Source organism: Streptomyces sp. NPDC031121 (genome assembly GCF_055570615.1).
Genome location: NZ_JBVIGV010000003.1, coordinates 305,697 through 331,631 on the forward strand (window position 1 = coordinate 305,697; position 25,935 = coordinate 331,631).

The 25,935-nt window shown below is 74.0% G+C and carries 20 protein-coding genes; 9 read left to right on the forward strand and 11 right to left on the reverse strand.

Annotated features, from left to right (window positions below; all coding sequences use genetic code 11):
• Positions 1-128: 128 nt before the first annotated feature.
• Both ACZ462_RS06980 and ACZ462_RS06985 read right to left on the reverse strand, forming a co-directional pair.
• Complete coding sequence (locus tag ACZ462_RS06980) at positions 129-722, reverse strand: TetR/AcrR family transcriptional regulator (protein WP_467804968.1); 594 nt, start codon at positions 720-722, stop codon at positions 129-131.
• A gap of 21 nt (positions 723-743) precedes the next feature.
• The gene (locus ACZ462_RS06985) at positions 744-1,688 is read right to left on the reverse strand and encodes an aldo/keto reductase (RefSeq protein WP_467805007.1); all 945 of its coding nucleotides are present in this window, start codon (positions 1,686-1,688) and stop codon (positions 744-746) included.
• Between the two features lie 223 nt (positions 1,689-1,911).
• Here ACZ462_RS06985 and dusB point away from each other — a divergent pair, with 223 nt between their 5' ends.
• The 4 genes from dusB to ACZ462_RS07005 all read left to right on the forward strand — a co-directional run bounded on the left by dusB (position 1,912) and on the right by ACZ462_RS07005 (position 8,324).
• Positions 1,912-3,054: a tRNA dihydrouridine synthase DusB gene (gene dusB / locus ACZ462_RS06990; protein WP_467804967.1), complete on the forward strand. Its 1,143-nt coding sequence runs from the start codon at positions 1,912-1,914 to the stop codon at positions 3,052-3,054.
• Positions 3,055-3,430: 376 nt separating this feature from the next.
• On the forward strand, positions 3,431-6,139 hold the full coding sequence (ppdK, locus tag ACZ462_RS06995) for a pyruvate, phosphate dikinase (protein ID WP_189808462.1): 2,709 nt from the start codon (positions 3,431-3,433) through the stop codon (positions 6,137-6,139).
• 389 nt (positions 6,140-6,528) lie between these two features.
• Positions 6,529-7,587, forward strand: a complete 1,059-nt coding sequence (locus tag ACZ462_RS07000) for an ArsR/SmtB family transcription factor (protein ID WP_467804966.1) — start codon at positions 6,529-6,531, stop codon at positions 7,585-7,587.
• A gap of 329 nt (positions 7,588-7,916) precedes the next feature.
• Positions 7,917-8,324 carry a VOC family protein gene (locus tag ACZ462_RS07005; protein ID WP_467804965.1) on the forward strand — a complete coding sequence of 136 codons (408 nt, stop codon included), beginning with the start codon at positions 7,917-7,919 and terminating at the stop codon, positions 8,322-8,324.
• Between the two features lie 27 nt (positions 8,325-8,351).
• Here the strand turns inward: ACZ462_RS07005 and nirD are convergent, their stop codons facing one another.
• From nirD to ACZ462_RS07020, 3 genes are read right to left on the reverse strand one after another with little or no spacing between them, the layout of a single operon-like run.
• Positions 8,352-8,699, reverse strand: coding sequence for a nitrite reductase small subunit NirD (gene nirD / locus ACZ462_RS07010; RefSeq protein WP_467804963.1), 348 nt, complete (start codon positions 8,697-8,699; stop codon positions 8,352-8,354).
• Positions 8,696-11,245 carry a nitrite reductase large subunit NirB gene (gene nirB, locus ACZ462_RS07015; RefSeq protein ID WP_467804961.1) on the reverse strand — a complete coding sequence of 850 codons (2,550 nt, stop codon included), beginning with the start codon at positions 11,243-11,245 and terminating at the stop codon, positions 8,696-8,698. The genes nirD and nirB overlap by 4 nt, the downstream gene beginning before the upstream one ends.
• Positions 11,246-11,247: 2 nt before the next feature.
• On the reverse strand, positions 11,248-12,615 hold the full coding sequence (locus ACZ462_RS07020; protein ID WP_467804959.1) for an NAD(P)/FAD-dependent oxidoreductase: 1,368 nt from the start codon (positions 12,613-12,615) through the stop codon (positions 11,248-11,250).
• A gap of 191 nt (positions 12,616-12,806) precedes the next feature.
• On the opposite strand from ACZ462_RS07020, the gene ACZ462_RS07025 reads away from it, so the two are divergent.
• On the forward strand, positions 12,807-13,583 hold the full coding sequence (locus tag ACZ462_RS07025; protein WP_467804958.1) for a sulfite exporter TauE/SafE family protein: 777 nt from the start codon (positions 12,807-12,809) through the stop codon (positions 13,581-13,583).
• A 58-nt stretch (positions 13,584-13,641) separates the two neighbouring features.
• On the opposite strand, the gene ACZ462_RS07030 is transcribed toward ACZ462_RS07025, so the two are convergent.
• Entirely contained in the window at positions 13,642-14,268 is a 627-nt protein-coding gene (locus tag ACZ462_RS07030; protein ID WP_467804956.1) for a class F sortase, read from the reverse strand.
• A 137-nt stretch (positions 14,269-14,405) separates the two neighbouring features.
• Positions 14,406-14,924 carry a hypothetical protein gene (locus tag ACZ462_RS07035; protein ID WP_467804954.1) on the reverse strand — a complete coding sequence of 173 codons (519 nt, stop codon included), beginning with the start codon at positions 14,922-14,924 and terminating at the stop codon, positions 14,406-14,408.
• A gap of 343 nt (positions 14,925-15,267) precedes the next feature.
• On the opposite strand from ACZ462_RS07035, the gene ACZ462_RS07040 reads away from it, so the two are divergent.
• Entirely contained in the window at positions 15,268-15,672 is a 405-nt protein-coding gene (locus ACZ462_RS07040; protein WP_467805005.1) for a gamma-glutamylcyclotransferase family protein, read from the forward strand.
• An 18-nt stretch (positions 15,673-15,690) separates the two neighbouring features.
• On the opposite strand, the gene dnaG is transcribed toward ACZ462_RS07040, so the two are convergent.
• The 4 genes from dnaG to ACZ462_RS07060 form a co-directional block, all read right to left on the reverse strand.
• The gene (gene dnaG / locus ACZ462_RS07045) at positions 15,691-17,607 is read right to left on the reverse strand and encodes a DNA primase (protein ID WP_467804952.1); all 1,917 of its coding nucleotides are present in this window, start codon (positions 17,605-17,607) and stop codon (positions 15,691-15,693) included.
• Between the two features lie 33 nt (positions 17,608-17,640).
• Complete coding sequence (locus ACZ462_RS07050; protein ID WP_467804950.1) at positions 17,641-18,915, reverse strand: NAD(P)/FAD-dependent oxidoreductase; 1,275 nt, start codon at positions 18,913-18,915, stop codon at positions 17,641-17,643.
• Between the two features lie 93 nt (positions 18,916-19,008).
• A complete protein-coding gene (locus tag ACZ462_RS07055) occupies positions 19,009-20,397 on the reverse strand; it encodes a deoxyguanosinetriphosphate triphosphohydrolase (protein WP_467804949.1) in 1,389 nt (462 codons plus the stop codon).
• Positions 20,398-20,458: 61 nt separating this feature from the next.
• Positions 20,459-21,202, reverse strand: coding sequence for a sirohydrochlorin chelatase (locus tag ACZ462_RS07060; protein WP_467804947.1), 744 nt, complete (start codon positions 21,200-21,202; stop codon positions 20,459-20,461).
• 352 nt (positions 21,203-21,554) lie between these two features.
• Here ACZ462_RS07060 and ACZ462_RS07065 point away from each other — a divergent pair, with 352 nt between their 5' ends.
• The 3 genes from ACZ462_RS07065 (at position 21,555) to ACZ462_RS07075 (ending at position 25,819) form a co-directional block, all read left to right on the forward strand.
• Entirely contained in the window at positions 21,555-22,328 is a 774-nt protein-coding gene (locus tag ACZ462_RS07065) for a SanA/YdcF family protein (protein WP_467804946.1), read from the forward strand.
• 122 nt (positions 22,329-22,450) lie between these two features.
• Positions 22,451-24,529, forward strand: coding sequence for a molybdopterin oxidoreductase family protein (locus ACZ462_RS07070; protein ID WP_467804944.1), 2,079 nt, complete (start codon positions 22,451-22,453; stop codon positions 24,527-24,529).
• A gap of 186 nt (positions 24,530-24,715) precedes the next feature.
• Positions 24,716-25,819 carry an RNA polymerase sigma factor gene (locus tag ACZ462_RS07075; protein ID WP_467804943.1) on the forward strand — a complete coding sequence of 368 codons (1,104 nt, stop codon included), beginning with the start codon at positions 24,716-24,718 and terminating at the stop codon, positions 25,817-25,819.
• Positions 25,820-25,935 lie beyond the last annotated feature (116 nt).

Consider the following 25,935-nt stretch of genomic DNA (forward strand, 5'->3'; position numbering starts at 1 on the left):
ACCCCACCCCCCCCCCCCCCCTCCCCCCCCCTCCCCCCCCCCCCCCCCCCCCCCCCCCCCCCCCCCCCCCCCCCCCCCCGCTGCCGTTCCCGCCCTGCGTAGCCGGGGCCTGCGTCGGGTGGGCTGCGTCAGGCGCGCAGGCCGCGGATCACCAGGGACGTGACCGCCTCGAACTCGCGGGTGATCGTCGGGGAGGTCCACTCGGCCGCGTACTGCGGATCGTGGAACCGGCCGGTGGCGTCGAACACGGCCCGGGCCGCGGCCGGCACGTCCGGCACGTCGAGCGAGCCCGCGTCGACGCCCTCGGCGATGATCCGCCCCAACTGCTCGACGAGCCGGTCCAGGTGCGCCTCCACGACCCCGCTGTTCTCGGCGAGCAGCACCGTGTATGTCGCGAACAGCTCCGGATCGTCGCCCGCCTTGTGGCGCTTGGCGTCGAACAGCGCCTCCAGCCACGCCTCCAGCTTGGAGGGAGCGCTCCCCCCGTCCGCCGCGGTGATCTCCTCCAGGCGCCCGACCGTCTTGCCGAGCCAGCGCTCGGTGACGGCCTCGCGCAGCGCCGCCTTGGACGGGAAGTGCCGGTACACGCTGCCGTGGCTGACGCCCAGGGCCCGCGCCACGTCGACCACGGTCGCCTTGGCCGGGCCATAGCGGCGCAGCACCTCCTCGGTGGTCTCCAGGATGCGCTCGGGGGTCAGGGGCTCGGCGGCAGCGGGTGACATGGGTACGACCGTACCGCCGACTCAGTGCTCGCTGTCGAGGTGGGCCATCTGCTCGGCCGGGTAGCGCTCGCCGGCGGCGGCTCCCGCCGGTATCGCCTCCTCGACGGCCGCGAGGTCGGCTGCCGACAGCTCGACCTCCATGGCACCCAGTGCCTCGGCCAGCCGGTCGCGGCGGCGGGCGCCCACCAGCGGCACGATGTCCTCGCCGCGGGAGAGCACCCAGGCGATGGCGGCCTGGGCCACTGTGATGCCCTTGCCGTCGGCCACCTTGCGCAGCGCCTCGACGAGGCCCAGGTTGCGCTCGAGGTTCTCGCCCTGGAAGCGCGGGCTCATCCCGCGGAAGTCGCCCGGGGCCAGTTCCCGGTCGCGCGTGAAGTGCCCGCTGATCAGGCCGCGGGAGAGGACCCCGTACGCGGTGACGCCTATGCCTAGCTCCCGGGCGGTCGGCAGGATCTCCCGCTCGATGCCCCGCGATATCAGCGAGTACTCGATCTGCAGGTCCGCGATCGGCGCCACGGCCGCGGCCCGGCGCAGGGTGTCCGCGCCGACCTCCGACAGGCCGATGTGCCGCACGTGCCCCGCTGCGACGGCCTCCGCGATCGCGCCGACCGTCTCCTCGATCGGCACGGCCGGGTCGACGCGGGCGATCCGGTAGATGTCGATGTGGTCCCGGCCCAGCCGCTGCAGCGAGTAGGCCAGGAAGTTCCGCACGGCCTCGGGCCGGCCGTCGTACCCGGTGAAGGCGCCCTCGACCGTGCGCAGCGCGCCGAACTTGACGCTGGTCAGCGCACGCTCCCGCGCAGCCGCCGGGGCGGTGCGCAGGGCCTCGCCGATCAGCAGCTCGTTGTGGCCCATGCCGTAGAAGTCGCCCGTGTCGAGCAGGGTCACGCCGGCGTCGAGCGCGGCGTGGATCGTCGCCAGCGACTCGCCGCGGTCTGCCTCCCCGTACAGCGCGGACATGCCCATGCAGCCCAGCCCCAGCGGGAAGACGGCCGGACCGGTCGAGCCGAGGAACCGAACGGGCCGCTCGGCGGACCCGCCGCCAGGGGTGGTCCTCGTGGTCGTCGTCGTGGTCGCGGAAGTGCTCTGGTTCGTCGTCATGCAAACGAGAATGGCATGACGGGTGACAGATTTCAATATCTGTCACCCGTATCGGCGACCCCCGGGCCGGCTGGGCGACAATGGGGGGATGACCACGCTCCCCGCCCCCCTCGCGATCGGCCCGCACACCGTGCAGCCCCCCGTGGTGCTCGCCCCCATGGCCGGCATCACCAACGCCCCGTTCCGCACGCTCTGCCGCGAGTTCAGCGGCGGCAAGGGGCTGTTCGTGAGCGAGATGATCACCACGCGGGCGCTGGTCGAGCGCAACGACAAGACCATGCAGCTGATCCACTTCGACGAGACCGAGAAGCCGCGCTCGATCCAGCTGTACGGGGTCGACCCCGCCACGGTCGGCAAGGCGGTCCGCATGATCGTCGAGGAGGACCGCGCCGACCACATCGACCTGAACTTCGGCTGCCCCGTCCCCAAGGTCACCCGCAAGGGCGGCGGCTCTGCCCTCCCCTACAAGCGGAACCTGCTGCGGGCCATCCTCCGGGAGGCGGTCGCGGGCGCCGGCGGGCTGCCGGTCACCATGAAGATGCGCAAGGGCATCGACGACGACCACCTCACCTACCTCGACGCCGGCCGCATCGCCGTGGAGGAGGGCGTCACCGCCATCGCCCTGCACGGCCGCACCACCGCCCAGCACTACGGCGGCACCGCCGACTGGGACGCCATCGCGCGGCTGAAGGAGCATGTCCCCGAGATCCCCGTCCTCGGCAACGGCGACATCTGGTGCGCCGAGGACGCGTTGCGCATGGTGCGCGAGACCGGCTGCGACGGCGTGGTCGTCGGGCGCGGCTGCCTGGGCCGCCCGTGGCTGTTCAACGACCTCGTCGCGGCCTTCGAGGGGCGCCCCGAGGACTACCGCCGGCCCGCGCTGCGGGAGGTCGCGGCGACCATGGTCCGGCACGCCCGGCTGCTGGGGGAGTGGCTCGGCGACGAGTCCCGCGGGGTGATCGACTTCCGTAAGCACGTGGCCTGGTACCTGAAGGGCTTCTCGGTGGGCTCCGAGATGCGCAAGAAGCTGGCGGTCGCCTCGTCCCTGGCGGAACTCGATGCTCATCTGAGCGAGCTCGACCTGGACCAGCCGTGGCCCGAGGGTGCGGACGGCCCCCGGGGCCGCACGTCCGGAAACAACCGGGTTGTCCTCCCGGACGGCTGGCTGAAGGACCCCTACGACTGCGCCGGTGTGACCGAGGACGCCGAACTGGACACGTCCGGAGGGTGAGAACCAGCTGACAAACTATGCCGTCGGCAGCGTGACATACGCCACGCATGGGTGGGGTTGCGCTCACATGAGCGCCAAAATCACGGCTAAGACTTCCAAAGGGTGGCACTGGGTGCCACCCTTTGTCTGTTCAACTCTTGAACGCAAATGTATCGATGATCGCTCATCCGAGCGCAAACACGCCTCCATGTACCCCCTCCCCTTCGGGAGGTGAACGCTCTTCGTATGTTCGGGCTACCCAGCAGTTACTTTCGATCTGGTGGCGAGCGGGTGGTTACAGGCTCATGACGGCCAAGTGGACGTACCCAGAAGCCTTCGATCTGGGTATGTTCCTCGCCGTCAGGGCAGCCACCGAGTCCTCGAGGAGTCGAGACCCGTGTCGGAAAACAAGAACCAGAAGCTCGTCTACGACTTCACCGAGGGGAACCGCGACCTCAAGGACCTTCTCGGCGGCAAGGGAGCCAACCTCGCCGAGATGACCAACCTGGGTCTCCCGGTCCCTCCCGGCTTCACCATCACGACCGAGGCCTGCAAGGTCTACCTCGAGAGCGGCGCGGCCCCGGCCGAGCTCCGCGACGAGGTGAGCGCGCACCTGGCCGCCCTCGAGGCGAAGATGGGCAAGAAGCTCGGCCAGTCCGACGACCCGCTGCTGGTCTCCGTCCGCTCCGGCGCCAAGTTCTCCATGCCCGGCATGATGGACACGGTCCTCAACATCGGCCTCTCCGACGCCTCCGTCGTGGGCCTGGCCGCCCAGGCCGACAACGAGCGCTTCGCGTGGGACTCCTACCGCCGCCTCATCCAGATGTTCGGCAAGACCGTCCTCGGCGTCGACGGCGAGCTCTTCGAGGAGGCGCTCGACGCCGCCAAGGAGGCCAAGAAGGTCACCGTCGACACCGACCTCGATGCCGCCGACCTCAAGAAGCTCGTCAAGGTCTTCAAGAAGATCGTCGCGAAGGAGGCCGGCCGCGAGTTCCCGCAGGACGCCCGCGAGCAGCTCGACCTCGCCGTCGAGGCGGTCTTCAACTCCTGGAACACCGACCGCGCCAAGCTCTACCGCCGCCAGGAGCGCATCCCCGGCGACCTGGGCACCGCCGTCAACGTCTGCTCGATGGTCTTCGGCAACCTCGGCCCCGACTCCGGCACCGGCGTCGCCTTCACCCGCGACCCCGCCAGCGGCCACCAGGGCGTCTACGGCGACTACCTGCAGAACGCGCAGGGCGAGGACGTCGTCGCGGGCATCCGCAACACCGTCCCCCTCTCCGACCTGGAGCAGCTGGACAAGAAGTCCTACGACCAGCTGATGCAGATCATGGAGACGCTGGAGACCCACTACAAGGACCTCTGCGACATCGAGTTCACGATCGAGCGCGGCCAGCTGTGGATGCTCCAGACCCGTGTAGGCAAGCGCACCGCCGGCGCCGCCTTCCGCATCGCCACCCAGCTCGTCGACCAGGGCCTGATCGACGAGGCCGAGGCCCTCCAGCGCGTCAACGGCGCCCAGCTGGCGCAGCTGATGTTCCCGCGCTTCGACGAGAACGCCAAGACCGAGCTCCTGGGCCGCGGCATCGCGGCCTCCCCGGGCGCCGCGGTCGGCAAGGCCGTCTTCGACTCCTACACGGCCGTCAAGTGGTCCCGCTCCGGCGAGAAGGTCATCCTGATCCGCCGCGAGACCAACCCGGACGACCTCGACGGCATGATCGCCTCCGAGGGCATCCTCACCTCCCGCGGCGGCAAGACCTCGCACGCCGCCGTCGTCGCCCGCGGCATGGGCAAGACCTGCGTCTGCGGCGCCGAGGAACTCGACGTCGACACCAAGCGCCGCCGCATGACGGTCGGCGACCAGGTCATCGAGGAGGGCGACGTCGTCTCCATCGACGGCTCCACCGGCAAGGTCTACCTCGGTGAGGTGCCCGTCGTCCCCTCGCCGGTCGTCGAGTACTTCGAGGGCCGCATGCACGCCGGCGCCGACGACGCCGACGAACTGGTCCAGGCCGTCCACCGGATCATGGCCTACGCCGACCGCGTGCGCCGCCTGCGCGTCCGCGCCAACGCCGACAACGCCGAGGACGCCCTGCGCGCCCGCCGCTTCGGCGCCCAGGGCATCGGCCTGTGCCGCACCGAGCACATGTTCCTCGGCGAGCGCCGCGAGATGGTCGAGCGCCTGATCCTCGCGGACACCGAGGGCGAGCGCGAGGCCGCCCTCGCCGAGCTCCTGCCGCTGCAGAAGAAGGACTTCATCGAGCTGTTCGAGGCGATGGACGGCCTGCCCGTCACCGTCCGCCTGCTCGACCCGCCGCTGCACGAGTTCCTCCCCGACATCACCGAGCTGTCGGTGCGCGTCGCCCTCGCCGAGGCCCGCAAGGACCACAACGAGAACGACCTGCGCCTGCTCCAGGCCGTCCACAAGCTGCACGAGCAGAACCCGATGCTGGGCCTGCGCGGCGTCCGCCTCGGCCTGGTCATCCCCGGCCTGTTCGCCATGCAGGTACGGGCGATCGCCGAGGCCGCGGCCGTACGCAAGGACGCCAAGGGCGACCCGCGCGCCGAGATCATGATCCCGCTCGTGGGCACCGTCCAGGAGCTGGAGATCGTCCGCGAGGAGGCCGACGCGATCATCGCCGAGGTCGAGGCCGCCACCGGCACCAGCCTCAAGCTGACCATCGGCACGATGATCGAGCTGCCCCGCGCCGCTCTGACCGCGGCCCAGATCGCCGAGGCGGCGCAGTTCTTCTCCTTCGGCACGAACGACCTGACCCAGACCGTGTGGGGCTTCTCCCGCGACGACGTCGAGGCCAGCTTCTTCACGGCGTACCTGGAGAAGGGCATCTTCGGTGTCTCGCCCTTCGAGACCATCGACAAGGACGGCGTCGGCTCGCTGGTCCGCAGCGCCGTCGAGGCCGGCCGGGCCACCCGCCCCGACCTGAAGCTCGGTGTCTGCGGTGAGCACGGCGGCGACCCGGAGTCGGTCCACTTCTTCCACGAGGTCGGCCTCGACTACGTCTCCTGCTCGCCCTTCCGGATTCCGGTGGCGCGCCTGGAGGCCGGCCGCGCGGCCGCCGAGTCCGCCGGCAGCGACAGCCGCTGACCGCCCGGCCCCCACGGGCCGCCCGAGACTGTCCGCCTGCCCCCGGGTTCCCTGACCCCCGAGGGCAGGCGGGCAATTTCTTTTGCCGTTCAACAAATCCTTACGCCAGCAGGCGGTGGACGGATCCCCACCCGTCCACCGCCTGCCGGCAATCCGCCAGGCACGTCGGCGCTTCCCGGTGCGACCGACCGCCAGGCCCCGCAAAGCCCCCCACGGCCTTCACGGAGCGTTTCGGTCGCGCCGGAGTGTGCCTGGCGGAGTACAGCATTTCGGTTGTCACGCCCTCGCCGAAAGGGGTTTCAACTGTGGCCGAAAGGGCGTGGTGACGTCGTGTGACGGCGTGCATACTCATGGGGCGGGGGGATTGCGGTTGCACAGGTGGGGGTTCGGTGCTGCGTATCCATTTCACTGGAGTGGACCTGGCACGCGTGCGGATGGCGGGGCGTCCCGATGCGTTGTGGGAAACGATTCTGAGCTTTCACCGCTTAAGAGACCGGCGTGATGCACGTCTCTTCGGTGATTGGCGTACGGAAACCCGGAGCAGGTTGAATAGTGAAACACGCTTGCTCGGCGCGCTCATACCGAGCCGCGGCTATTTCCCGGATTTCCTGACCCCCGCCGAGGGGCAGTACGGCTGGGACGTGGGCCTCGACGCGCTGCGCGGTTTGGAGCCCGAGCGGATCCGCCGGGAGCTGGCCCTGCTCGGCACCGGCGCGCGTGTGGGAGCCGCCTTCGGCATGCCGCCGGGCGCCGGCGCCTCGGCAGGCGCCGACAGCGCCGTCCCCAGGCGGCTTCGGGAGTTCATGGACGACACCGAGGCGCAGCTGCCGCGGCTCCTCGCCGAGCTGCGCGGCTACCACCGCGCGGCCGTGGCCCCGTACTGGACGCACATCCAGGCCCAGATCGAGGCCGAGCGGGCCGCCCGCGGCCGCGCCCTGCTGGACGGCGGCGCGGACGAGCTGCTCGCCTCGCTGCCGCCGATGCTGCGCTGGAGGGCGCCCGTCCTGGAGTGCGACTACCCCGTCGACCGGGACGTGCGGCTGTGCGGGCGCGGGCTGCTGCTCCAGCCGTCCTTCTTCTGCAGGCGCACCGCGGTCACCCTGCACGACCCGGAGCTGCCGCCGGTGCTGGTCTACCCGGCCGCGGCGCAGCTCGTCTCGGCGGCCGCCGGAAGCGAATCGATTCGCCCCTTGGAGGAGCAGCGCCAGCGGACCCTCGGCAAACTCGTCGGGCACACGCGTTCCGTCGTCCTGCGCGCCATCGGCGACGGGGCGACCACCAGCGAACTCGCCCGCCGGGCCGGTGTCTCCCTCGCTTCGGCGAGCCAGCACGCATGCGTGATGAGGGAGGCCGGGCTGGTCACCACGCTGCGCCGCGGAAATGCGGTGCTGCACACGGTGACGCCGCTGGGGGCGGCGCTCCTCAAGGGCGGCGCGGTCGCCTCTTAGCGGCCGCGAGTGCCCGGGCGCCGGACCGCGGCGGTCCGGAGCGGGGTGCCGTACGGCCCCCCGGACACCGATTTCCGCGGGGCGGCGTTCGGATAGCGGCGTCCGACCGGTCTCACGGGGTCGATTTCCGGACACTCGGGCCGGTGGCCCCGCAGCGCCCCCGCGCTGGGGCGGGGGCGCTGCGGGGCAGCGGTGCGTGACCGGCCTCCGGCCCCGCGGACGGTCCGGAGAAAAGTTCCGCGGGGAGCGATGAGTTTCCCGCGGCCCCCCTGTCTACCTTGCGACGGCGCCGGAGAGGCCGCGTGCCGCACGAGGGAAGAGGAACCGCGATGCCCGCCACCATGATCTTCGTGAACCTGCCGGTCAAGGACCTCGACGCGGCCAAGGCGTTCTGGGAGAAGGTCGGCTACTCCTGCAACCCGCAGTTCAGCGACGACCGCGGCGCCTGCCTGGTGATCAGCGACACGATCTACGCCATGCTGCTGACCGAGGCGCGCTTCAAGGAGTTCACCCACAAGGCGATCGCGGACACCTCCACCAGCACCGAGGCGCTGCTCTGCCTGAGCGCCGGCAGCCGCGACGAGGTCGACGCCCTCGTCGGCGCTGCCCTCGCCGCGGGGGCCTCCGAGCCGCGCCCCGCCCAGGACCACGGCTTCATGTACGGCCGGGCCTTCGAGGACCTCGACGGCCACACCTGGGAGATCATGTGGATGGACCCGGCCGCCGTCCAGGGCTGAGGCCGCCGGCGGCCGCGGCGGCGGCGCTCAGGCGACGGCGGTGGAGGTGGCGGCGGTCCGCACCGGGTAGGTCCGGACCGCCACCCCGTCGTCGTCCAGGCACCGGCCCGTCTCCAGGTCGAAGCGCTGCTTCAGCAGCGGCGAGGCCACGAACGGCCTGCCCTCCACGCAGCCGACCAGCCCCCGGGAGAGCACCGACGCCCCCGTGAACGGGTCCCGGTTGTCGACGGCGTACGTCCACCCCGAGCGGCCGAGGAACACCGCGGCCTGGCTCCCGTCGGGCAGCAGCACCGCCACCCCCCGCCCCGGTGTCATCTCGGACAGCTCGCACACCGTCAGCCAGCCCTCCTCCACCTTCAGTTCCACGGTCATCATCGGGTGCCTCCCACAACTTCCAGCGGCAGCTGCCGGTCCAGTACGGCCAGGTCGGGCTTGACCTGGTCGCGCTCGGGCACGAACCGGACCGTCGGGTCGGGGGCGCCGGGCGCGTTGACGAACGAGACGAACCGGCGCAGCCGCTCGGGGTCCTCCAGCGTCTCGGCCCATTCGTCGCGGTAGTTCGCGACGTGGTCGGCCATCAGCGCCTCCAGTTCGGCGCACAGGCCCAGCGAGTCGTGCACCACCACGTCCCGCAGGTGCTCCAGGCCGCCCTCCAGCCGGTCCAGCCAGGCCGAGGTGCGCTCCAGCCGGTCCGCGGTGCGGATGTAGAACATCAGGAAACGGTCGATGAGCCGGACCAGTTCGGCATCCGAGAGGTCCTGGGCGAGGAGGTCGGCGTGGCGCGGCGTGGCCCCGCCGTTCCCGCCGACGTACAGGTTCCAGCCGTTCGCCGTCGCGATCACCCCGAAGTCCTTGCTCTGCGCCTCGGCGCACTCGCGGGCGCACCCGGACACCGCCGACTTCAGCTTGTGCGGGGCGCGCAGGCCCCGGTAGCGCAGCTCCAGGTCGATCGCCATACGCACGCTGTCCTGGACCCCGTAGCGGCACCAGGTCTGCCCCACACAGGACTTCACCGTCCGCAGCGCCTTGCCGTACGCGTGCCCGGACTCGAAGCCGGCGTCCACCAGCCGCGCCCAGATCCGCGGCAGCTGGTCCACGCTCGCCCCGAACAGGTCGATCCGCTGCCCTCCGGTGATCTTCGTGTACAGCCCGAACTCCCGGGCGACCTCGCCGATCACGATGAGCTTCTCCGGGCTGATCTCCCCGCCCGGGATGCGTGGCACGACCGAGTAGGAGCCGTTGCGCTGGAGGTTCGCGAGGAAGTGGTCGTTGGTGTCCTGCAGGGCGGCCTGCTCGCCATCGAGAACGTACCCGCTGGCTCCGAGCGTCGGCGCGAGGGAGGCGATGATCGAGCCGACGGCCGGCTTGCAGACGTCGCAGCCGTCGCTGCCGCGCGCCGAGTCCCGGCCGTGGCCGTCGAGGAGCTGCTCGTACGTGGTCAGCCGCCGGGTCCGGACGATCTCGTACAGCTCGGCGCGGGTGAAGGGGAAGCAGCCGCACAGCCCCTTGTCGGTCGAGGCGGGCAGCAGCTGGCCGATGACCTTCACGCAGCTGCCGCAGCCGGTGCCGGCCTTGGTGCACTTCTTGACCTCGGGGAGGGTGGCGCAGGCGGTGATCTCCTTCTTGGTGACGTTGTGGCAGGAGCAGATCACCGCGGAGTCCGGCAGCGCGGAGGGGCCCAGCTGCGTCGCGGGGCCGAGGCCCGCGGGCAGGACCAGCTGGTCGGGGCTGACGGGCGGCACGCTGCCGGTCAGCGGGCGCAGCAGGCCGTAGGAGTCGGCGTCGCCGACGAGGACGCCGCCGAGCAGCACCCCGTCGGGGGAGACGACGAGCTTCTTGTAGACGCCGGAGCGGGAGTCGGAGTAGACGACGTCGAGGCAGTCGGCGGTCGTGCCGTGGGCGTCGCCGAAGGAGGCCACGTCCACTCCGAGGAGCTTGAGCTTGGTCGACAGGTCGGCGCCCGTGAACTCCTTCTCGCGGCCCAGCAGGTCCTCGGCGGCGGTCTCGGCCATCTCGTAGCCGGGGGCGACGAGCCCGTACACGCGGCCGTCGGCGGCCAGTGCGCACTCGCCGATGGCGTACACGTGCGGGTCGGAGGTACGGCAGCGGGCGTCCACGGCGATGCCGCCGCGCTCGCCGACGGACAGGCCGGCCTCGCGGGCCAGCTGGTCGCGGGGCCGGACGCCCGCGGAGAAGACGACGAGCTCGGTGTCGACCGCGGAGCCGTCGGACAGGAGCATGCCCCGGACGTGCCCGTCCGGCCCGGTCAGGATCTCCTGCGTGCCCACCCCCGTGTGGACGGTCAGGCCCATCCCCTCGATGGTGCGGAGCAGGGCCGCGCCGCCGCCCTCGTCGACCTGGACGGGCATCAGGCGCGGCGCGAACTCCACGATGCGGGAGGAGAGGCCGAGCCCCTGGAGGGCGCCGGCCGCCTCCAGGCCGAGGAGCCCGCCGCCGACGACGGCGCCGCTGGTGCGGGTCCTCGCGTACTCCTCGATCGCGAGGAGGTCCTCGACGGTGCGGTACACGAAGCAGCCCGGCGCGTCCTTGCCGGGTACGGGCGGCACGAAGGGGTAGCTGCCGGTCGCCAGGACGAGCACGTCGTACGGGATGACGCTCCCGGACCGCGAGGTGACGGTGCGCGCCTCCCGGTCGATGCTCTGGGCCGGGTCGCCGAGCCGCAGGTCGATGCCGTGCTGCTCCATGAACCCGGCGGGCACCATGGACAGCTCCTCCGGGGTCGTGCCGGAGAAGTACGAGGTGAGGTGCACGCGGTCGTACGCCGGCCGGGGCTCCTCGCACAGCACGGTGATCCGGTGCGTGGCGGTGGCCCCGCGCTCGGCGAGCGCCTCCAGGTAGCGCTGGCCGACCATGCCGTGGCCGATGAGCACGATGGCGGGGGTGGGCGTGGGTGCGGCCATGATCAGGAGCCTCCGTCGTCGGTGATCAGGTGGGACAGGTCGGTCAGGGCCTCCTCGTCCTCCCAGCTGCGGGCGAGCGCCGCGACGCTGGAGAGTTCGCCGAGCAGGACGCCGCCGACGAGGCGGTCGCCGCGGACGACGACCTTCCGGTACGTCCGGCGGGTGGCGTCGGAGAGCCGGAGAACGTCGTCGCCGGGCAGCGGATCGGTCTCGCCGAAGGCGGCGAGGTCGAGGGGCGCTGCGCCGCCCGCCGAGAGGGTGAGGCGGGTGAGGGCGCGCGTCCCGGTGTACTCGGGCGGCGCGGATGCGGGCCCGGAAGCGGGTGGGGGGCCGCCGGGGCGGGCCGGGTGGGAGCCGGGCGCGGTGCCGGACAGGACCGCGGCGAGGGCGTCGGCCTGCTCCAGCGCCGCGCCCGCGAGGCCGTAGACGCGGCCGTCGTGCTCGGCGCAGTCGCCGATGGCGTGGATCGCCGGGTCGCCGGTGCGCAGCAGGCCGTCCACGACGATGCCGGTGCGGACCTCCAGGCCGGCGGCGCGGGCCAGGCCGGTGCGGGGCCGTACGCCGCAGGCCAGGACGACGACGTCCGCGTCGAGCCGGTAGCCGTCGGCGAGTTCCACGCCCGTGACCCGGCGCCGGCCGGCGGGCGCGGATCCGGGCCCGGAAGCGGACTGCGGTCCGGCCGGGACAGCGGTGGTGGTCAGGCCGCGCACCCGGCACTCGGTGTGGATCTCGATGCCCAGGCCGGCCAGGTGGGCGTGCAGCAGCGCCGCGGCGCCCTCGTCCAGCTGGCGCTCCATCAGCCGCTCGCCCTGCTGCGCGAGGACCACCTGGGCGCCCCGCTCGGCCAGCGCGCGGGCCGCCGACACTCCGAGCAGGCCGCCGCCGATCACCACCGCGCGCACGGCCGGACCGGACGCCACGGCCGCCGACAGGGCGAGGCAGTCGTCCATGGTGCGGAACGCGTGGACCCCGTCGGGGAGTTCCCGGCCCGGCGCGGACGAGGCGAGCGCGCCGCCGGGGGCGAACAGGCCGCGCAGCGGCGGCAGCACCGCGTTCGAGCCGGTGGCCAGCACCAGGGTGTCGTACGGCTCCGTGCTGCCGTCGTCGCAGTGCACCGTCCGGTCGGCCCGGTCGATCCGCACAGCCCGCACCCCGCGCCGCAGCACCGGGCCGGGCTCGGGGAGCGCCGCCACCTCCGGGGCGTACCGGCCCGCCAGCACCTCGGCGAGCAGGACCCGGTTGTACGGGGCGTGCGCCTCCTCGCCGAGCACGGCGACCCGCACGTCCGGGGAGCCGCCGAGCCGCTGCGCGAGCCTGAGGCCCGCGAGGCCGCCGCCGATCACCACCACGCGCTGCTGTTCCGAGGTCATGGCACGAGCGTGCGGGGAGGCTGTTTCCCCACGGCATCACGCTTGTTACCCGAACGGAACGCCCGTCTCAGCGCCGCGCCGGACCCGCCGTGAGGCCGCCCGGGGCCGCCGGAGCGGCCCCAACCTCAACCTTTGCGCAAGTTTCCGGAGATCGTTGGGTGCTGCACCGACCTCGTCCCTAGGGTCTTCGTGTGCCTGACATATCAACGACCATGCTCATCGTCCTGTGTGCGGCGGCCGCCGCCGCGGGCTGGATCGACGCCGTGGTGGGAGGCGGCGGCCTGCTCCTCCTGCCGGCCCTGCTGCTCGGCCTGCCGCACGCCCATCCCGCCACCGTGCTCGGCACCAACAAGGCCGTCGCCGTCGTCGGCACGACCGGCGCCGCCGTGACGTACGTGCGCAAGGCGCCCGTGGACGTGAAGCTCGCCTTCCGGATCGGTGTGGCCGCCGTCGCCGGATCCGCGGGCGGCGCCGCCCTGGCCGGCGGGATCAGCAAGGACGCCCTCCGCCCGCTGATCATGGCGGTGCTCCTCCTCGTCGGCGCGTTCGTCGCCTTCCGGCCCGCCTTCGGCACCGCCCCGTCCGCCTCCCCGGTGAGCCGGCAGCGCGTGCTGCTCGCCATCGGCCTGGCCGGGCTCGGCATCGGCTTCTACGACGGGCTCATCGGACCCGGCACGGGCACCTTCCTCGTGCTCGCGCTGACCGCGCTGCTCCACCTCGACCTCGTCACCGCCTCCGCCACCGCGAAGATCGTCAACGTGTGCACGAACGCCGGCGCGCTCGCGATGTTCGCCTACCAGGGCATGGTGCTCTGGCAGCTGGCCGCGCTGATGGCGGCGTTCAACCTGGCCGGCGGCATGATCGGCGCCCGCATGGCGCTGAAGAAGGGCAGCGGCTTCGTCCGCGGCGTGCTCCTGAGCGTCGTCGGCGCCCTGGTCGTCAAGCTCGGCTTCGAGCAGTGGGGCTGAGGCCCGCGGCCTGCCGCGCCCGGCGCCCGGCCGGGGCAGCGCCCGGACCGTAGCGCCGTCAGTACGTGCCGGTCAGGTGCGCGAAGACGACCACGTTGCCCTCGTAGCCGGTGTGTGGGGAGAACCCCCCGCCGCACGTGATCACCCGCAGCTCGGCCCCCGGCGACGGCCCGTACACGCGGGCGTCCGGGAAGCGGTCGGCGTCGTACACCTCCACCGCGTGGACCGTGAACACGGCGGTGCGCCCGTCGGCCCGCCGCACCTCGATCGCGGCGCCGCGCCGCAGCGCCCCCAGCCGGTAGAAGACCGCCGGTCCGGAGGCGTGGTCGACATGGCCGACGACCACGGCCGTGCCCACCGCGCCGGGGGTGGTGCCGTCGCGGTACCAGCCCGCGAGGTCGCGGCGGGCCGGCGGCGGCACGTCGAGACTGCCGTCGGCGCCGAGCCCGAGCCCGGTCAGCGGGGCGTCCACGCCGATGGAGGGGATCCGGACGCGGACCGGCGGGGAGCCGGGCAGCGGGTCGATGCCGCCGGGGAAGCCCGGCTGTCCGCCTCCCGTCAGGGCCTCGGCGGGGGAGGGCAGCGGGGGGCCGACGTGCTGCGCGGAGCCGCTGCCGACGAGCCAGATGCCGATGCAGGCGGTGAGCGCGACGATCCCGCCGCGGCCGGCCTGGCCGGTGCCCATGGACGACCCCCTCGGCGGTCGGTGTGCACTGCGTGGGACGGGCCGTCGCCCGCCCCGCGAACGGGGGGACCTCGCGGGGCGGGCGACGGGAGAGGCGGTACCGGTCGGGGCCGCGGCCGGAGCCGCGGGGGCGCCCGTCAGCCTTGCGTGCCGCTCGCCCGGCGACGCAGGAGCCAGGTACCGCCGACGGCGGCCGCGGCCAGGGCAGCCGCTCCCGCCGTGACCTTGACGGGGTCGGCGGTGGTGGTCGTGCCACCGCCCACGCCCGTGCGGACGTGGCCCTGCGGGCCGCGTTCGGTGACCTCCAGGTTCCCGGTGGCGTACGTGCCGTTCGCGCAGGTGGCGCCGATGGCGTACGTGCCGGGGCGGGTGCCCGCGGCGACCCGGAACTGCCCGACGACGACCTCCTCGTGCGTGCCGGGGACCAGCTTGAAGCGGCCGCCGCCGACCATGGTGGCGTCGCCGTCCGCATGCCCGCCCGAGCCGCAGGCGGTCGTGTCGGCGGTGACGGTGGCGCCCGGCGCGGCCTTCTTCGGCCACACCTCCAGCACGGCGAAGTCGCCCGGGGCGAAGCCGGCCGCCCCGGCGGCCTGGCATGCGACAGCGGCGGCGGTGAGCGCGGTGGCGGTGAGCACACGGGCGGTGCGACGTCGCATGGCGGCTCCTGGTGGCACGCGGACACGGGGCGTGCTCCCGTGGTAACCCGGCCCGCGGCCCTTCCGCCTGCTGATGCGCCATCAGGCCGCGTCGGCCGCGGCGGCGTACGCGCTGGTCACGGGCCCGGGACTGGGCCGATCGGGCGACGGGCGCCGGACGGGTGCCGTCCGGGTGACGCGGAGCCGGGACCCCCGTTCCGGGGCGGGGCCGCGGTGCGTACCGTGGAGGCGGGCCCGAGCCCGGCCCGCCCGGTCCGCCGACCCGAGGGAGGCCCCCGTGAGCCCGTCCGCCCGGTCCCAGGACCCGCACGCGGCACGCCCGCCGGCCACCGCCGCCGCCGAGCTGCCGTTCTTCGTGTACGGGACCCTGCGCCCCGGCGAGGCCAACCACGCCGCGTTCCTGCGCGGCCGCACCGCGGCCGAGGAGCCCGCCCGCCTGCCCGGCGCCGTGCTGTACGCCGGCCCCGGCTACCCGTACGCCGTCCGGCACCCGGGGGCCCACGTCGTCGGCGAGCTGATCACCGCGGCGCCGGGCGCGTACGGGCCGCTGCTGGCCGAACTGGACCGGCTGGAGGAGTACCACGGCCCCGGCCTGCCGCGGAACCTCTACGACCGGGTCCGCTGCGACGCGCTCCGCCCGGACGGCACCCGCACCCCGGCCTGGGTGTACCTGGCGGCCCCGCCGCTCGCCCGGCGGCTGCGGGAGTCGGGCACCCGGATACCCGGCGGGGACTGGCTCGGCCGCTGAGGCCGGGTCGCCGGGACGTCAGAGGCCCTCGGCGCCGCGGTTGCGCAGGCGCTGCGCGTACTGCTGGAGCACCCACAGCTCCTCCTGCACCGCCGCCAGCTGCTCCGGCGGGGCGTGCGGGCCCATGCGGGCCATGGCGCCGGTGATCTCGTGGACCCGGCGGTCGACCGCGCGCAGCCGGACCTGCACCAGCTGGACGCCCGCGTACACCTCGTCCACCGTCTTGGAGTGGATGGCCTCCACGGCGAGTTCGGTGACGAGGGCGCGGACCGTGTCGTTCGGAGCGGCCTCCCGGACCCGGGCCAGGTAGCCGTCCACGCCGGGGGAGGCGCCGCCCGCGTCCTGGATGGCCTGCCGGACCGCCGCGTACGGGGGGGCGGTGAACTCGTCCACCCCGTACGCGTCGAACGCGGGCGAGACCAGCTCCGGGCGCTGCAGGGCCAGCTTGAGCAGCTCGCGCTCCGTGCGGTGCGCGGGGCTCCGCAGGTTCAGCGCGGGCCCGCCGGCGGGCGCGGCCGGCGCGGGCACGCCCTCGTACGGGCGCCCGGGCGCGGGCGGCTTGGGGCCGGGGCCGCCGGCGCCCGGCCGGCCGCCGCGCTCGCGGGCCCAGCGGGCGAGCTGGGCGACCCGCTTCACCACGAACTGCTCGTCGCGGATGCCGAGCATGCCCGCCAGCTGGACCGCCGACTCGTGCTGGATGGCGATGTTCTTGATGTGGGCGACGACCGGGGCGGCCTCGTCGAGGGCGGCGGCCCGGCCGGCCGGGTTCTCCAGGTTGTGCCGGGAGACGATGTGCCGCAGTGCGAACTCGAACAGCGGGGTACGCGACTCCACCAGCTCCGTCACCGCCGCGTCGCCCTGCGCGAGGCGCAGGTCGCAGGGGTCCATCCCGCCGGGGGTGATCGCGATCGACGTCTCGGCGGCGAACTTCTGGTCGTCCTCGAAGGCGCGCAGCGCGGCCTTCTGGCCGGCCGCGTCACCGTCGAAGGTGAAGATCACCTCGGCTGTGGCGTTGTCCATCAGCAGCCGGCGCAGGATCTTGACGTGGTCGCCGCCGAACGCGGTGCCGCAGGTCGCGATCGCGGTCGTCACGCCCGCCAGGTGGCAGGCCATCACGTCGGTGTAGCCCTCGACGACGACGGCCCGGGAGGTCTTCGCGATCTTCTTCTTGGCCAGGTCGATGCCGTACAGGACCTGGGACTTCCGGTAGATCGGCGTCTCCGGCGTGTTCAGGTACTTCGGGCCGTTGTCGTCGTCGCGGAGCCTGCGCGCGCCGAACCCGACGACCTCGCCGCTGATGTCGCGGATCGGCCACATCAGGCGGCCGCGGAAGCGGTCGATGGGCTTGCCGCTGCGGCTGTCCTGGGCAAGGCCGGACGTGATCAGCTCGCGGTCGGTGAAGCCGCGGCCGCGCAGGAAGCGGGTGAGGTGGTCCCAGCCGGCCGGGCTGTAGCCCACGCTGAAGTGCTCGGCCGCGGCCTGGTCGAAGCCGCGTTCGGCCAGGAAGCGGCGGGCGATCTCCGCTTCCGGGCCGCCCAGCTGGTCGATGTAGAACTGCGCCGCCGCCTTGTGCGCCTCGACCAGCCGGATCCGCTCGCCGCGGCCGCTGGTGCCGGCGGTGTAGCCGCCCTCCTCGTAGCGCAGGGTGATGCCGGCCTGGGCCGCCAGCCGCTCGACCGCCTCCGAGAACGACAGGTGGTCGATCTTCATGACGAAGTCGAGGGTGTCCCCGCCCGCCTGGCAGCCGAAGCAGTGGTAGAGGCCCTTGCTCGGGCTGACCTGGAAGGACGGGGACTTCTCGTCGTGGAAGGGGCACAGCCCCTTGAGGTTGCCGCCGCCCGCGTTGCGCAGTTGGAGGTAGTCGGAGACCACGGCGTCGATCGGGACCGCGTCCCGTACCGCCTTCACGTCGTCGTCGTTGATCCGTCCTGCCACCCGTGAAGTCTACGGCGGCGCGCCGCGAATCCCTCAGGCGCCCTCGCCCGGAACCAGGGAGGCCAGCGGGACGGACGGGTCGGCCAGCGCCTCGCGGTCGACGGGCGCCTTCGACCTGATCAGGGCCTGGATGTGGCCGGTGACCTCCCACACGTTGACGTTCATCCCGGCGAGGACCCGGCCCTGCGACAGCCAGAAGGCGATGAACTCCCGCCGGGCCGCATCCCCGCGGATCAGGACCTGGTCGTAGCCGCCCGCCGGGGCGTGGCCGGAGTACTCCAGGCCCACGTCGTACTGGTCGGAGAAGAAGTACGGCACTCTGTCGTACGCCACCTCCTGCCCCAGCATCGCCCGCGCGGCGGCCGGGCCGCCGTTGAGGGCGTTCGCCCAGTGCTCCACGCGCAGCCGGGTCCCCAGCAGCGGGTGGTGGGCGGCCGCCACGTCGCCGGCGGCGTAGACGTCCGGGTCGGAGGTGCGCAGCGACGCGTCCACGGCGATGCCCCCGCCGTGCTCCCGGTCCACCAGCGCCAGCCCGGCGGTCTCGGCCAGCGCGGTGCGCGGTGCGGCCCCGATCGCGGCGAGCACCGCGTGCGCCGGGTGCTCCTCGCCGTCGTCGGTCCGGGCGGCCAGCACCATCCCGTCCTGGCCGACGATCTCCGTGAGCCGCGCCCCGAAGTGGAAGCGGACGCCGTGCTCGGCGTGCAGGTCGCCGAAGAGCCGCCCGATCTCCGGGCCGAGCACCGCGTGCAGGGGCGTCGCCAGCGGCTCCACCACGGTCACCTCGGCCCCGTACCCGCGGGCCGCCGCCGCCACCTCCAGGCCGATCCAGCCGGCGCCCGCGATCAGCAGGTGCCCGTTGTCCCTGCCCAGGGTGGCCAGGACGCCGCGCAGCCGCTCGGCGTGGGACAGCCGGCGCAGGTGGTGCACGCCGGCCAGGCCCGTGCCGGGGATGTCGAGGCGGCGCGGCTCGGCGCCGGTGGCCAGCAGCAGCTTGTCGTAGTGGACGGCGGTGCCGTCGCCCAGGACCACCTTGCGGGCGGCCCGGTCCAGGTGCACCGCGGGCTGGCCGAGGTGCAGTTCGATGTCGGCGCGGGCGTACCAGGACGGCTCGTGGACGAAGACGCTGTCGCGCTCCTCCTTGCCCTGGAGGAAGCCCTTGGAGAGCGGGGGCCGCTCGTACGGGTGGTCGCGCTCGTCACCGATCAGGATCACCCGCCCCGTGAACCCCTCGGACCGCAGCGCCTCCGCCGCTTTGGCCCCGGCCAGTCCCGCGCCGACGATGACGAACGTCTTGTGTGCGTCGACCACCTGATGCCTCCTCATAACCTCAGCGCCACGTGCGGGCACCTGCGAGGGTCCCGCACCGAGCGGGCCGCGTGAAGGGGGAGTGGCCCGATCGGATCACCCCGGCGTGCGGCGTGTGCGCAGGGCGAGCCTTGAGTGCAGGGAGCGCGCGGACGCGTCGGTCAGGGCGGCGATCTGGTCGATGACCGCGCGTTTGCGCGCCCGGTCGTCCGGGGCGGCGTCGAAGATCGCCCGGAACTGGGGGTCCAGCCCGTCGGGCGCGCGGGCCAGGAGCGCCTCGGCGAGTTCGGCCAGGACGATGCGCTGCTCGGCCCTCAGCCGCTCCTGCTCCGCGCGCTGCATCACGTACAGGTCGGCGACCGATTTGAGGACCGCGCACTCGTTGCGGGCCTCGCGCGGGACGACCAGCTCGGCCGCGTAGCGGGTCAGCCGGCCGGAGCCGTACGCCTCCCTCGTCGCGGCTTCGGCGGCCAGGCAGAACCGGCCGATCAGCTGGCTGGTGGCGTCCTTCAGGCGGGCCTGTGCGACGGCCGAGCCGTCGTAGCCGTGCGGCCACCACTCCTGCTCCATCAGCCGGTCCAGCGCCTCCAGGAGCTCCTCCGGGTCCGTGCCGACGGGCACGTACCGGCCGATGGCGACCCGGGCGATCGCCGAGCGCTCGGGCTCGGCGAAGAGGAGATTGGGGTCGACGTGCCCCGCGTGCAGCCCGTCCTCGAAGTCGTGGACCGAGTAGGCGACGTCGTCGGACCAGTCCATGACCTGCGCCTCGAAGCACTTGCGGTCGGCGGGGGCGCCGCGCCGCAGCCATTCGAAGACGGGCAGGTCGTCCTCGTACGCCCCGAACTTGACCGAGTCCGGGTCGGCGGGGTGGCCGCCGCGGGGCCAGGGGTACTTGGTCGCCGCGTCCAGGCTGGCCCGGGTGAGGTTGAGCCCGACGCTGACGGGCGCGCCGGTCTCCGGGTCGGCGGTGAACCGCTTGGGCTCCAGCCGGGTCAGCAGCCGGAGGGACTGGGCGTTCCCCTCGAAGCCGCCGCAGTCCGCGGCGAACTCGTTGAGCGCCTCCTCGCCGTTGTGCCCGAACGGGGGGTGGCCCATGTCGTGGGAGAGGCAGGCCGCCTCGACGAGGTCCGGGTCGCAGCCGAGCGCCGCGCCCAGCTCGCGGCCCACCTGGGCGCACTCCAGGGAGTGCGTCAGGCGGGTGCGGGGGCTGGCGTCCCAGTCGTACGAGCGGCTGCCCGGGGTGACGACCTGGGTCTTCCCGGCGAGGCGGCGCAGCGCGGCCGAGTGCAGGACGCGGGCCCGGTCGCGCTGGAAGGCGGTCCGGCCGGGGCGCTTGTCGGGCTCCGGGACCCAGCGCTCGGTGTCGGCCGGGCCGTAGGGCGGGGCGGGTTCGGCCCGGGCGGGCGGCTCCTGGGGGCCGGGGGTGTGCTGCGGCTCGCCGGAGCCGCGCGGACGGACGGGTGTGGTGCCTGCCATGCCTTCCATGCTGAGACGTTAACCGGAGACACCGACAATCGGAGCAATCCGCACCCTGGGTCCCGGCTCCTCATACGGGGGTCGGTGCCGGCGCCGGCGCCTGGAGCGGCGCCGGCGCGGTCCGCGGCCCCGGCAGGGCGAGCGCCCCGTCGTAGCGCCGCAGCACCAGGCGGGCCAGCGCCGGGTGGTCGCCGAGCGGGGCCGCGGCCGGGCCGGTCGCGGCGGCGGCGCTCTGCGCGGCGAACCGGCCGGGCGCGGTGAAGTAGGAGGCGACGGCGACCCGGCGGTGGCCGCGGGCGGTGAGGGCGCGGACCGCGTCGGCGACCGCGGGCGGGGCGGCGGAGGCGTAGGCCGGGACGACGGGGACGCCGCCGAGGCGCTCGGAGAGCAGGGCGGCGGTGCGCCGGGTGTCGGCCGCGGCGTCGGGGTCGCGGGAGCCGGCGGCCGCGAGGACGGCCGCGGTGTGCCGGGCCGGATGCCAGCCGGCCTCGATGAGGCGGTCGTACAGGGCCTCGACGAGCAGCGGGTGCGGGCCGAGCGGGGCGGCCACGCGGGCGTCGGCATGGCCGGCGGCCGCCTCCGGGAGGTCCCGTTTGACGTGGTGGCCGCGGCTGAGGAGGAGGGGGACGAGCACGGCCGGGCCGGCGGTGTGCCGCAGTGTGTCGGGGAGGAGGGGCCGGTTCAGCTCGATGTGGCCGAGGCGGACGTCGAGGCCGGGGCGGAGTTCGCGGACGCGGGTGAGGAGGGCCTGGACGGCGGGCAGGGCGCGCGGGTCGCGGCTGCCGTGGGCGACGGCGACGAGTGTGGGCGGCATGCGTGGCTCCGTGGGGCCGGGCCCGCGGCGGGGGCGGGGGAGCGGGCGGGAGGGGACCCGGAGGGGGTGCACCGGCTCCGCCGGGTCCGTCGTGCCACCGATGCTGGGGGGCGCAGGTTGCGTCGGCGTTGCGCCGTCGTGACGGGGGCTTTCAGGGGAACTCACTCGGTCGTTCGTACGAGTGAAAGAGGGGGTGGATGGAACTCGGGTGCCGGGCCGGTTCGTCAATCCGTGCGAAGGGCGCGCGGTCCGCGGATCCACCGGGGCGGCAGGACCCGGGCAGGGACAGGAACAGACCAGGGACGGGAGCGGGGGCAGGGCTGTGGGCGCGGACATCAGGAGCGGCGGGGGCATGGAGACGGTCCAGGGCAGCGGGCCGGGCCGGGGCACCGGCAGCGGCGTGAGGAGGGCCGGCAGGTGGGCGGCGGCGCGGGCGGCGGGTGCCGCCGCGCGGCTGCGTCGGAGTCTGCCGCGCGGGGTGCGGGGGCGGCGGCGGGCCGTGCAGGCGGTGATGGCGGGCTGCGTGCTGGCGCTCCTGCCCTCGGCGTGGACGCACGCGGTGGCCGCGGACCGGCTGCACGGCACGGCGGACAGCCCGTCCGCCGATGTCGCGGTCGTGTTCGGGGCGGGGCTGTGGAACGGCCGGCCCACCCCGTACCTCGCGCGCCGGCTCGACGCGGCGGCGGAGCTGTACCGCACCGGGAAGGTCAAGGTCGTCCTCGTCACCGGGGACAACAGCCGCACGGAGTACGACGAGCCGAGCGCGATGCGCACCTACCTGGCGGCTCACGGGGTGCCGGGCGGGAAGATCGTCAGCGACTACGCCGGATTCGACACCTGGGACTCCTGCGTCCGGGCCCGCAGGATATTCGGGGTGGAGCGGGCCGTGCTGATCAGCCAGGGCTTCCACATACGCCGGGCCGTCGCCCTGTGCGAGGCGGCGGGGGTCGAGTCGTACGGGGTCGGCGTGCCCGACGAGCACGACCTCACCTGGTACTACGGCGGCGCACGCGAGGTGCTCGCGGCCGGCAAGGCCGCCCTGGACGCGGCGTTGCAGCCGGAACCGCACTTCCTGGGCCCCAAGGAGCACGGGGTGTCACAGGCGCTGGGGGCTCCGCGACACTGACGCGACGCATCCGGCCCGGCCGCGCGTCCTCACCGGGGGGCGGCGGGGGTGCTGAGGTGCCCGTACGGGAGGTGTAACCGGAGGCGGCGGCCCGTGTAACACCGCCGCCGCACGCTGGCCGTATGCACACGCCCGACGCCGCCACCGCCACGCACTGCCCCTACTGCGCCCTCCAGTGCGGGATGAACCTGCGCCCCGCGCCGGACGGGGCGGGTGCGGCGGTGGAGGAACGGGCGGAGTTCCCCGTGAACCGGGGCGCGCTCTGCGGCAAGGGCCGCACCGCGCCCGCCGTGCTCTCCTCCCGGGTGCGCCTGACCGAGCCGCTCGTCCGCACCCGCGCCGGGCAGCTGGAGCCGGCCACCTGGGAGGAGGCCCTCGACGCCGTCGCCGAAGGCCTCACCCGGACGCGGAACGAGCACGGGAACGACGCCGTCGGCGTGTTCGGCGGGGGCGGGCTCACCAACGAGAAGGCGTACGCGCTCGGCAAGTTCGCCCGCATCGCCCTGCGCACCTCGCAGATCGACTACAACGGCCGGTTCTGCATGTCCTCGGCCGCCGCCGCGCACCAGCGGGCCTTCGGGCTTGATCGGGGGCTGCCGTTCCCACTGGAGGACATCCCGCGCACCGGCTGCGTGATCCTCGTCGGCTCCAACCCGGCCGAGACCATGCCGCCGGCCCTGCGCTACTTCACCGAGCTCAAGGCCAACGGCGGCACCCTGATCGTCGTCGACCCGCGCCGCACCCGCACCGCCGAACAGGCCGACCTGCACCTGGCCCCCCGCCCCGGCACCGACCTCGCCCTCGCGCTCGGGCTGCTGCACCTGGTCGTCGCCGAGGGCCGCACCGACGAAGCGTTCATCGCGGAGCGCACCAGCGGCTGGGAGGAGGCGCGGGCCGCGGCCATGGCGCACTGGCCGGAGCTGGTGGAGCGGATCACCGGCGTGCCCGTGCCGAAGCTGCGCGAGGCGGTGTCCCTGTTCTGCGCCCCGTCCTCGGCGATGGTCCTCACCGCCCGCGGGCCCGAGCAGCAGTCGAAGGGGACCGACACCGTCGGCGCCTGGATCAACCTGTGCCTGGCGACCGGCCGGGCCGGCCGCCCCCACTCCGGGTACGGCTGCCTCACCGGCCAGGGCAACGGCCAGGGCGGCCGCGAGCACGGCCAGAAAGCCGACCAGCTCCCCGGCTACCGCAAGCTCACCGACCCGGCCGCCCGCGCCCACGTCGCTTCCGTGTGGGGCGTCGACCCCGGCACCCTGCCCGGCCCCGGCCGCAGCGCCTACGAACTCCTCGACGCCCTCGGCACCGACGTGCGGGCCCTGCTCCTCATGGGCTCCAACCCGGTCGTCTCGGCGCCCCGCGCCGCCCACATCGAGGACCGCATCCGCTCCCTGGACTTCCTCGCCGTCGCGGACGTCGTCCTCTCCGAGACGGCCGCCCTCGCCGACGTCGTCCTCCCCGTCACCCAGTGGGCCGAGGAGGAGGGCACCACCACCAACCTCGAAGGCCGCGTCCTGCTGCGCCGCCGCGCCCTGACCCCGCCGCCGGGCGTGCGCAGCGACCTGGAGGTGCTGCACGGCCTCGCCGCCCGCCTCGGCGTCGAGAAGGGCTTCCCCACCGCCGCCGAGGAGGTCTTCGAGGAGCTGCGGCGCGCCTCCGCCGGCGGGCCCGCCGACTACTCCGGCATCTCCTACGCCCGCATCGAGGCCGAGCAGGGCGTGTTCTGGCCCTGCCCGGAAGGCTCCGCGGGGCAGCCCCGGCTGTTCCTCGACCGGTTCGCCACCGACGACGGGCGCGCCCGCTTCGCCCCCGTCTCCCACCGGGACGCGGCCGAACTGCCCGACGCCGACTACCCGGTCCTGCTGACCACCGGCCGTGTCGTCGCCCAGTACCAGTCGGGTGCGCAGACCCGCCGCGTCGACGAGCTGAACGCCGCCGCCCCCGGCCCGTTCGTGGAGCTGCACCCGCGGCTCGCGGCCCGGCTGGGCGCCGTCGAGGGCACCCCGCTCGCCGTCACCTCCCGCCGCGGCCGTGTCGTCGCCCCCGCCCGCATCACGGACGCCATCCGCGCCGACACGGTCTTCATGCCGTTCCACTGGCCGGGCGGGGGCCGCGCCAACACGCTGACCAACCCGGCGCTCGACCCGACCTCCAGGATGCCCGAGTTCAAGGTGTGCGCGGTCCGCGTCGAGCCGCTCGGCTGACCCCCGGGTCCCCGCGGACGATCCGTAGGACATCCGTCCGATCCGCATCGGCGCTCCCCGCAGCGGGTAACCATCCGGTCACGCACCGAACTCAGAAAGTGCCCGCACGCCCCTCGTGGCGGCGGTGCGCCGTGCCCCACACTGAGGTGCGGTGCCACCGTCCTCGGAGCCCTGGAGGTCGCCCCCGTGCAGACCCGGATCCCGACCGTCAACGCGAGCCCGCCCGCCGGTGAGACCGGGGCCCCCGCGGCCGAGGAGCCCGACAAGGAGCCGGCAGCCGGGCCCGGCGCCGGGTTCGAGGAAGCGGACGACGAGCCCGAGGTGCCGGAACCCATCGAGCACGTCCCGGACCAGCGGCGCGCCGAGAGCGGCACGACCGGGCCCTCCGCGGACCTGTTCCGCCAGTACCTCCGCGAGATCGGCAGGATCCCCCTGCTCACCGCGGCCGAGGAGGTCGAGCTCGCCCGGCGCGTCGAAGCCGGCCTGTTCGCCGAGGAGAAGCTCGCCGCCGACCCCGGCCTCGACCTCCGGCTCGCCCTCGACCTGGACAAGCTCGTCGTCATGGGGCGTATGGCCAAGCGCCGCCTCATCGAGTCGAACCTGAGGCTCGTCGTCTCCGTCGCCAAGCGCTACGTCGGCCGCGGCCTCACCATGCTCGACCTCGTCCAGGAGGGGAACCTCGGCCTGATCCGGGCCGTTGAGAAGTTCGACTACACCCGCGGCTACAAGTTCTCCACCTACGCCACCTGGTGGATCCGGCAGGCCATGTCGCGCGCCCTCGCCGACCAGGCGCGCACCATCCGCGTGCCCGTCCACGTCGTGGAGCTGATCAACCGCGTCGTCCGCGTGCAGCGGCGCATGCTCCAGGAGCGCGGCTACGAGCCCACCGCCGAAGAAGTCGCCGTCCACCTGGAGCTGACGCCCGAGCGGGTCCTGGAGGTGCTGCGGCTCGCCCAGGAGCCGGTGTCCCTGCACTCCCCGGTCGGCGAGGAGGACGACGTCGCCCTCGGCGACCTCATCGAGGACGGCGACGCCGCCTCGCCGATGGAGTCCGCGGCGTTCTTCCTGCTGCGCGAGCACCTGGAAGCCGTCCTGTCGACCCTCGGCGAACGCGAGCGCAAGGTCGTCCAGTTGCGGTACGGCCTCGCCGACGGGCGGCCGCGCACGCTGGAGGAGATAGGGCGCATCTTCGGCGTGACACGCGAGCGCATCCGGCAGATCGAGTCCAAGACCCTCTGCAAGCTCCGCGACCACGCCTTCGCCGACCAGCTGCGCGGCTACCTCGACTGACGGGCGGGGGGGGGGGGGGGGGGGGGGGGGGGGGGGGGGGGGGGGGGTGCTGATCTGCACGTTGACCGTCGGTGGGCGGGGGGGGGGGTGGTATTGGCCCCCCCCCACAACCCGAC

What these genes read in the sequence shown, in the direction of transcription:
- ACZ462_RS06980 (WP_467804968.1), bottom strand. Translation starts at nt 722, where the DNA reads ATGTCACCCGCTGCCGCCGAGCCCCTGACCCCCGAGCGCATCCTGGAG.
- ACZ462_RS06985 (WP_467805007.1), bottom strand. Translation starts at nt 1,688, where the DNA reads ATGGGCATGTCCGCGCTGTACGGGGAGGCAGACCGCGGCGAGTCGCTG.
- dusB (WP_467804967.1), top strand. Translation starts at nt 1,912, where the DNA reads ATGACCACGCTCCCCGCCCCCCTCGCGATCGGCCCGCACACCGTGCAG.
- ACZ462_RS07005 (WP_467804965.1), top strand. Translation starts at nt 7,917, where the DNA reads ATGCCCGCCACCATGATCTTCGTGAACCTGCCGGTCAAGGACCTCGAC.
- nirD (WP_467804963.1), bottom strand. Translation starts at nt 8,699, where the DNA reads ATGATGACCGTGGAACTGAAGGTGGAGGAGGGCTGGCTGACGGTGTGC.
- nirB (WP_467804961.1), bottom strand. Translation starts at nt 11,245, where the DNA reads ATGGCCGCACCCACGCCCACCCCCGCCATCGTGCTCATCGGCCACGGC.
- ACZ462_RS07020 (WP_467804959.1), bottom strand. Translation starts at nt 12,615, where the DNA reads ATGACCTCGGAACAGCAGCGCGTGGTGGTGATCGGCGGCGGCCTCGCG.
- ACZ462_RS07030 (WP_467804956.1), bottom strand. Translation starts at nt 14,268, where the DNA reads ATGGGCACCGGCCAGGCCGGCCGCGGCGGGATCGTCGCGCTCACCGCC.
- ACZ462_RS07035 (WP_467804954.1), bottom strand. Translation starts at nt 14,924, where the DNA reads ATGCGACGTCGCACCGCCCGTGTGCTCACCGCCACCGCGCTCACCGCC.
- ACZ462_RS07055 (WP_467804949.1), bottom strand. Translation starts at nt 20,397, where the DNA reads ATGGAAGGCATGGCAGGCACCACACCCGTCCGTCCGCGCGGCTCCGGC.
- ACZ462_RS07060 (WP_467804947.1), bottom strand. Translation starts at nt 21,202, where the DNA reads ATGCCGCCCACACTCGTCGCCGTCGCCCACGGCAGCCGCGACCCGCGC.
- ACZ462_RS07065 (WP_467804946.1), top strand. Translation starts at nt 21,555, where the DNA reads ATGGAGACGGTCCAGGGCAGCGGGCCGGGCCGGGGCACCGGCAGCGGC.
- ACZ462_RS07070 (WP_467804944.1), top strand. Translation starts at nt 22,451, where the DNA reads ATGCACACGCCCGACGCCGCCACCGCCACGCACTGCCCCTACTGCGCC.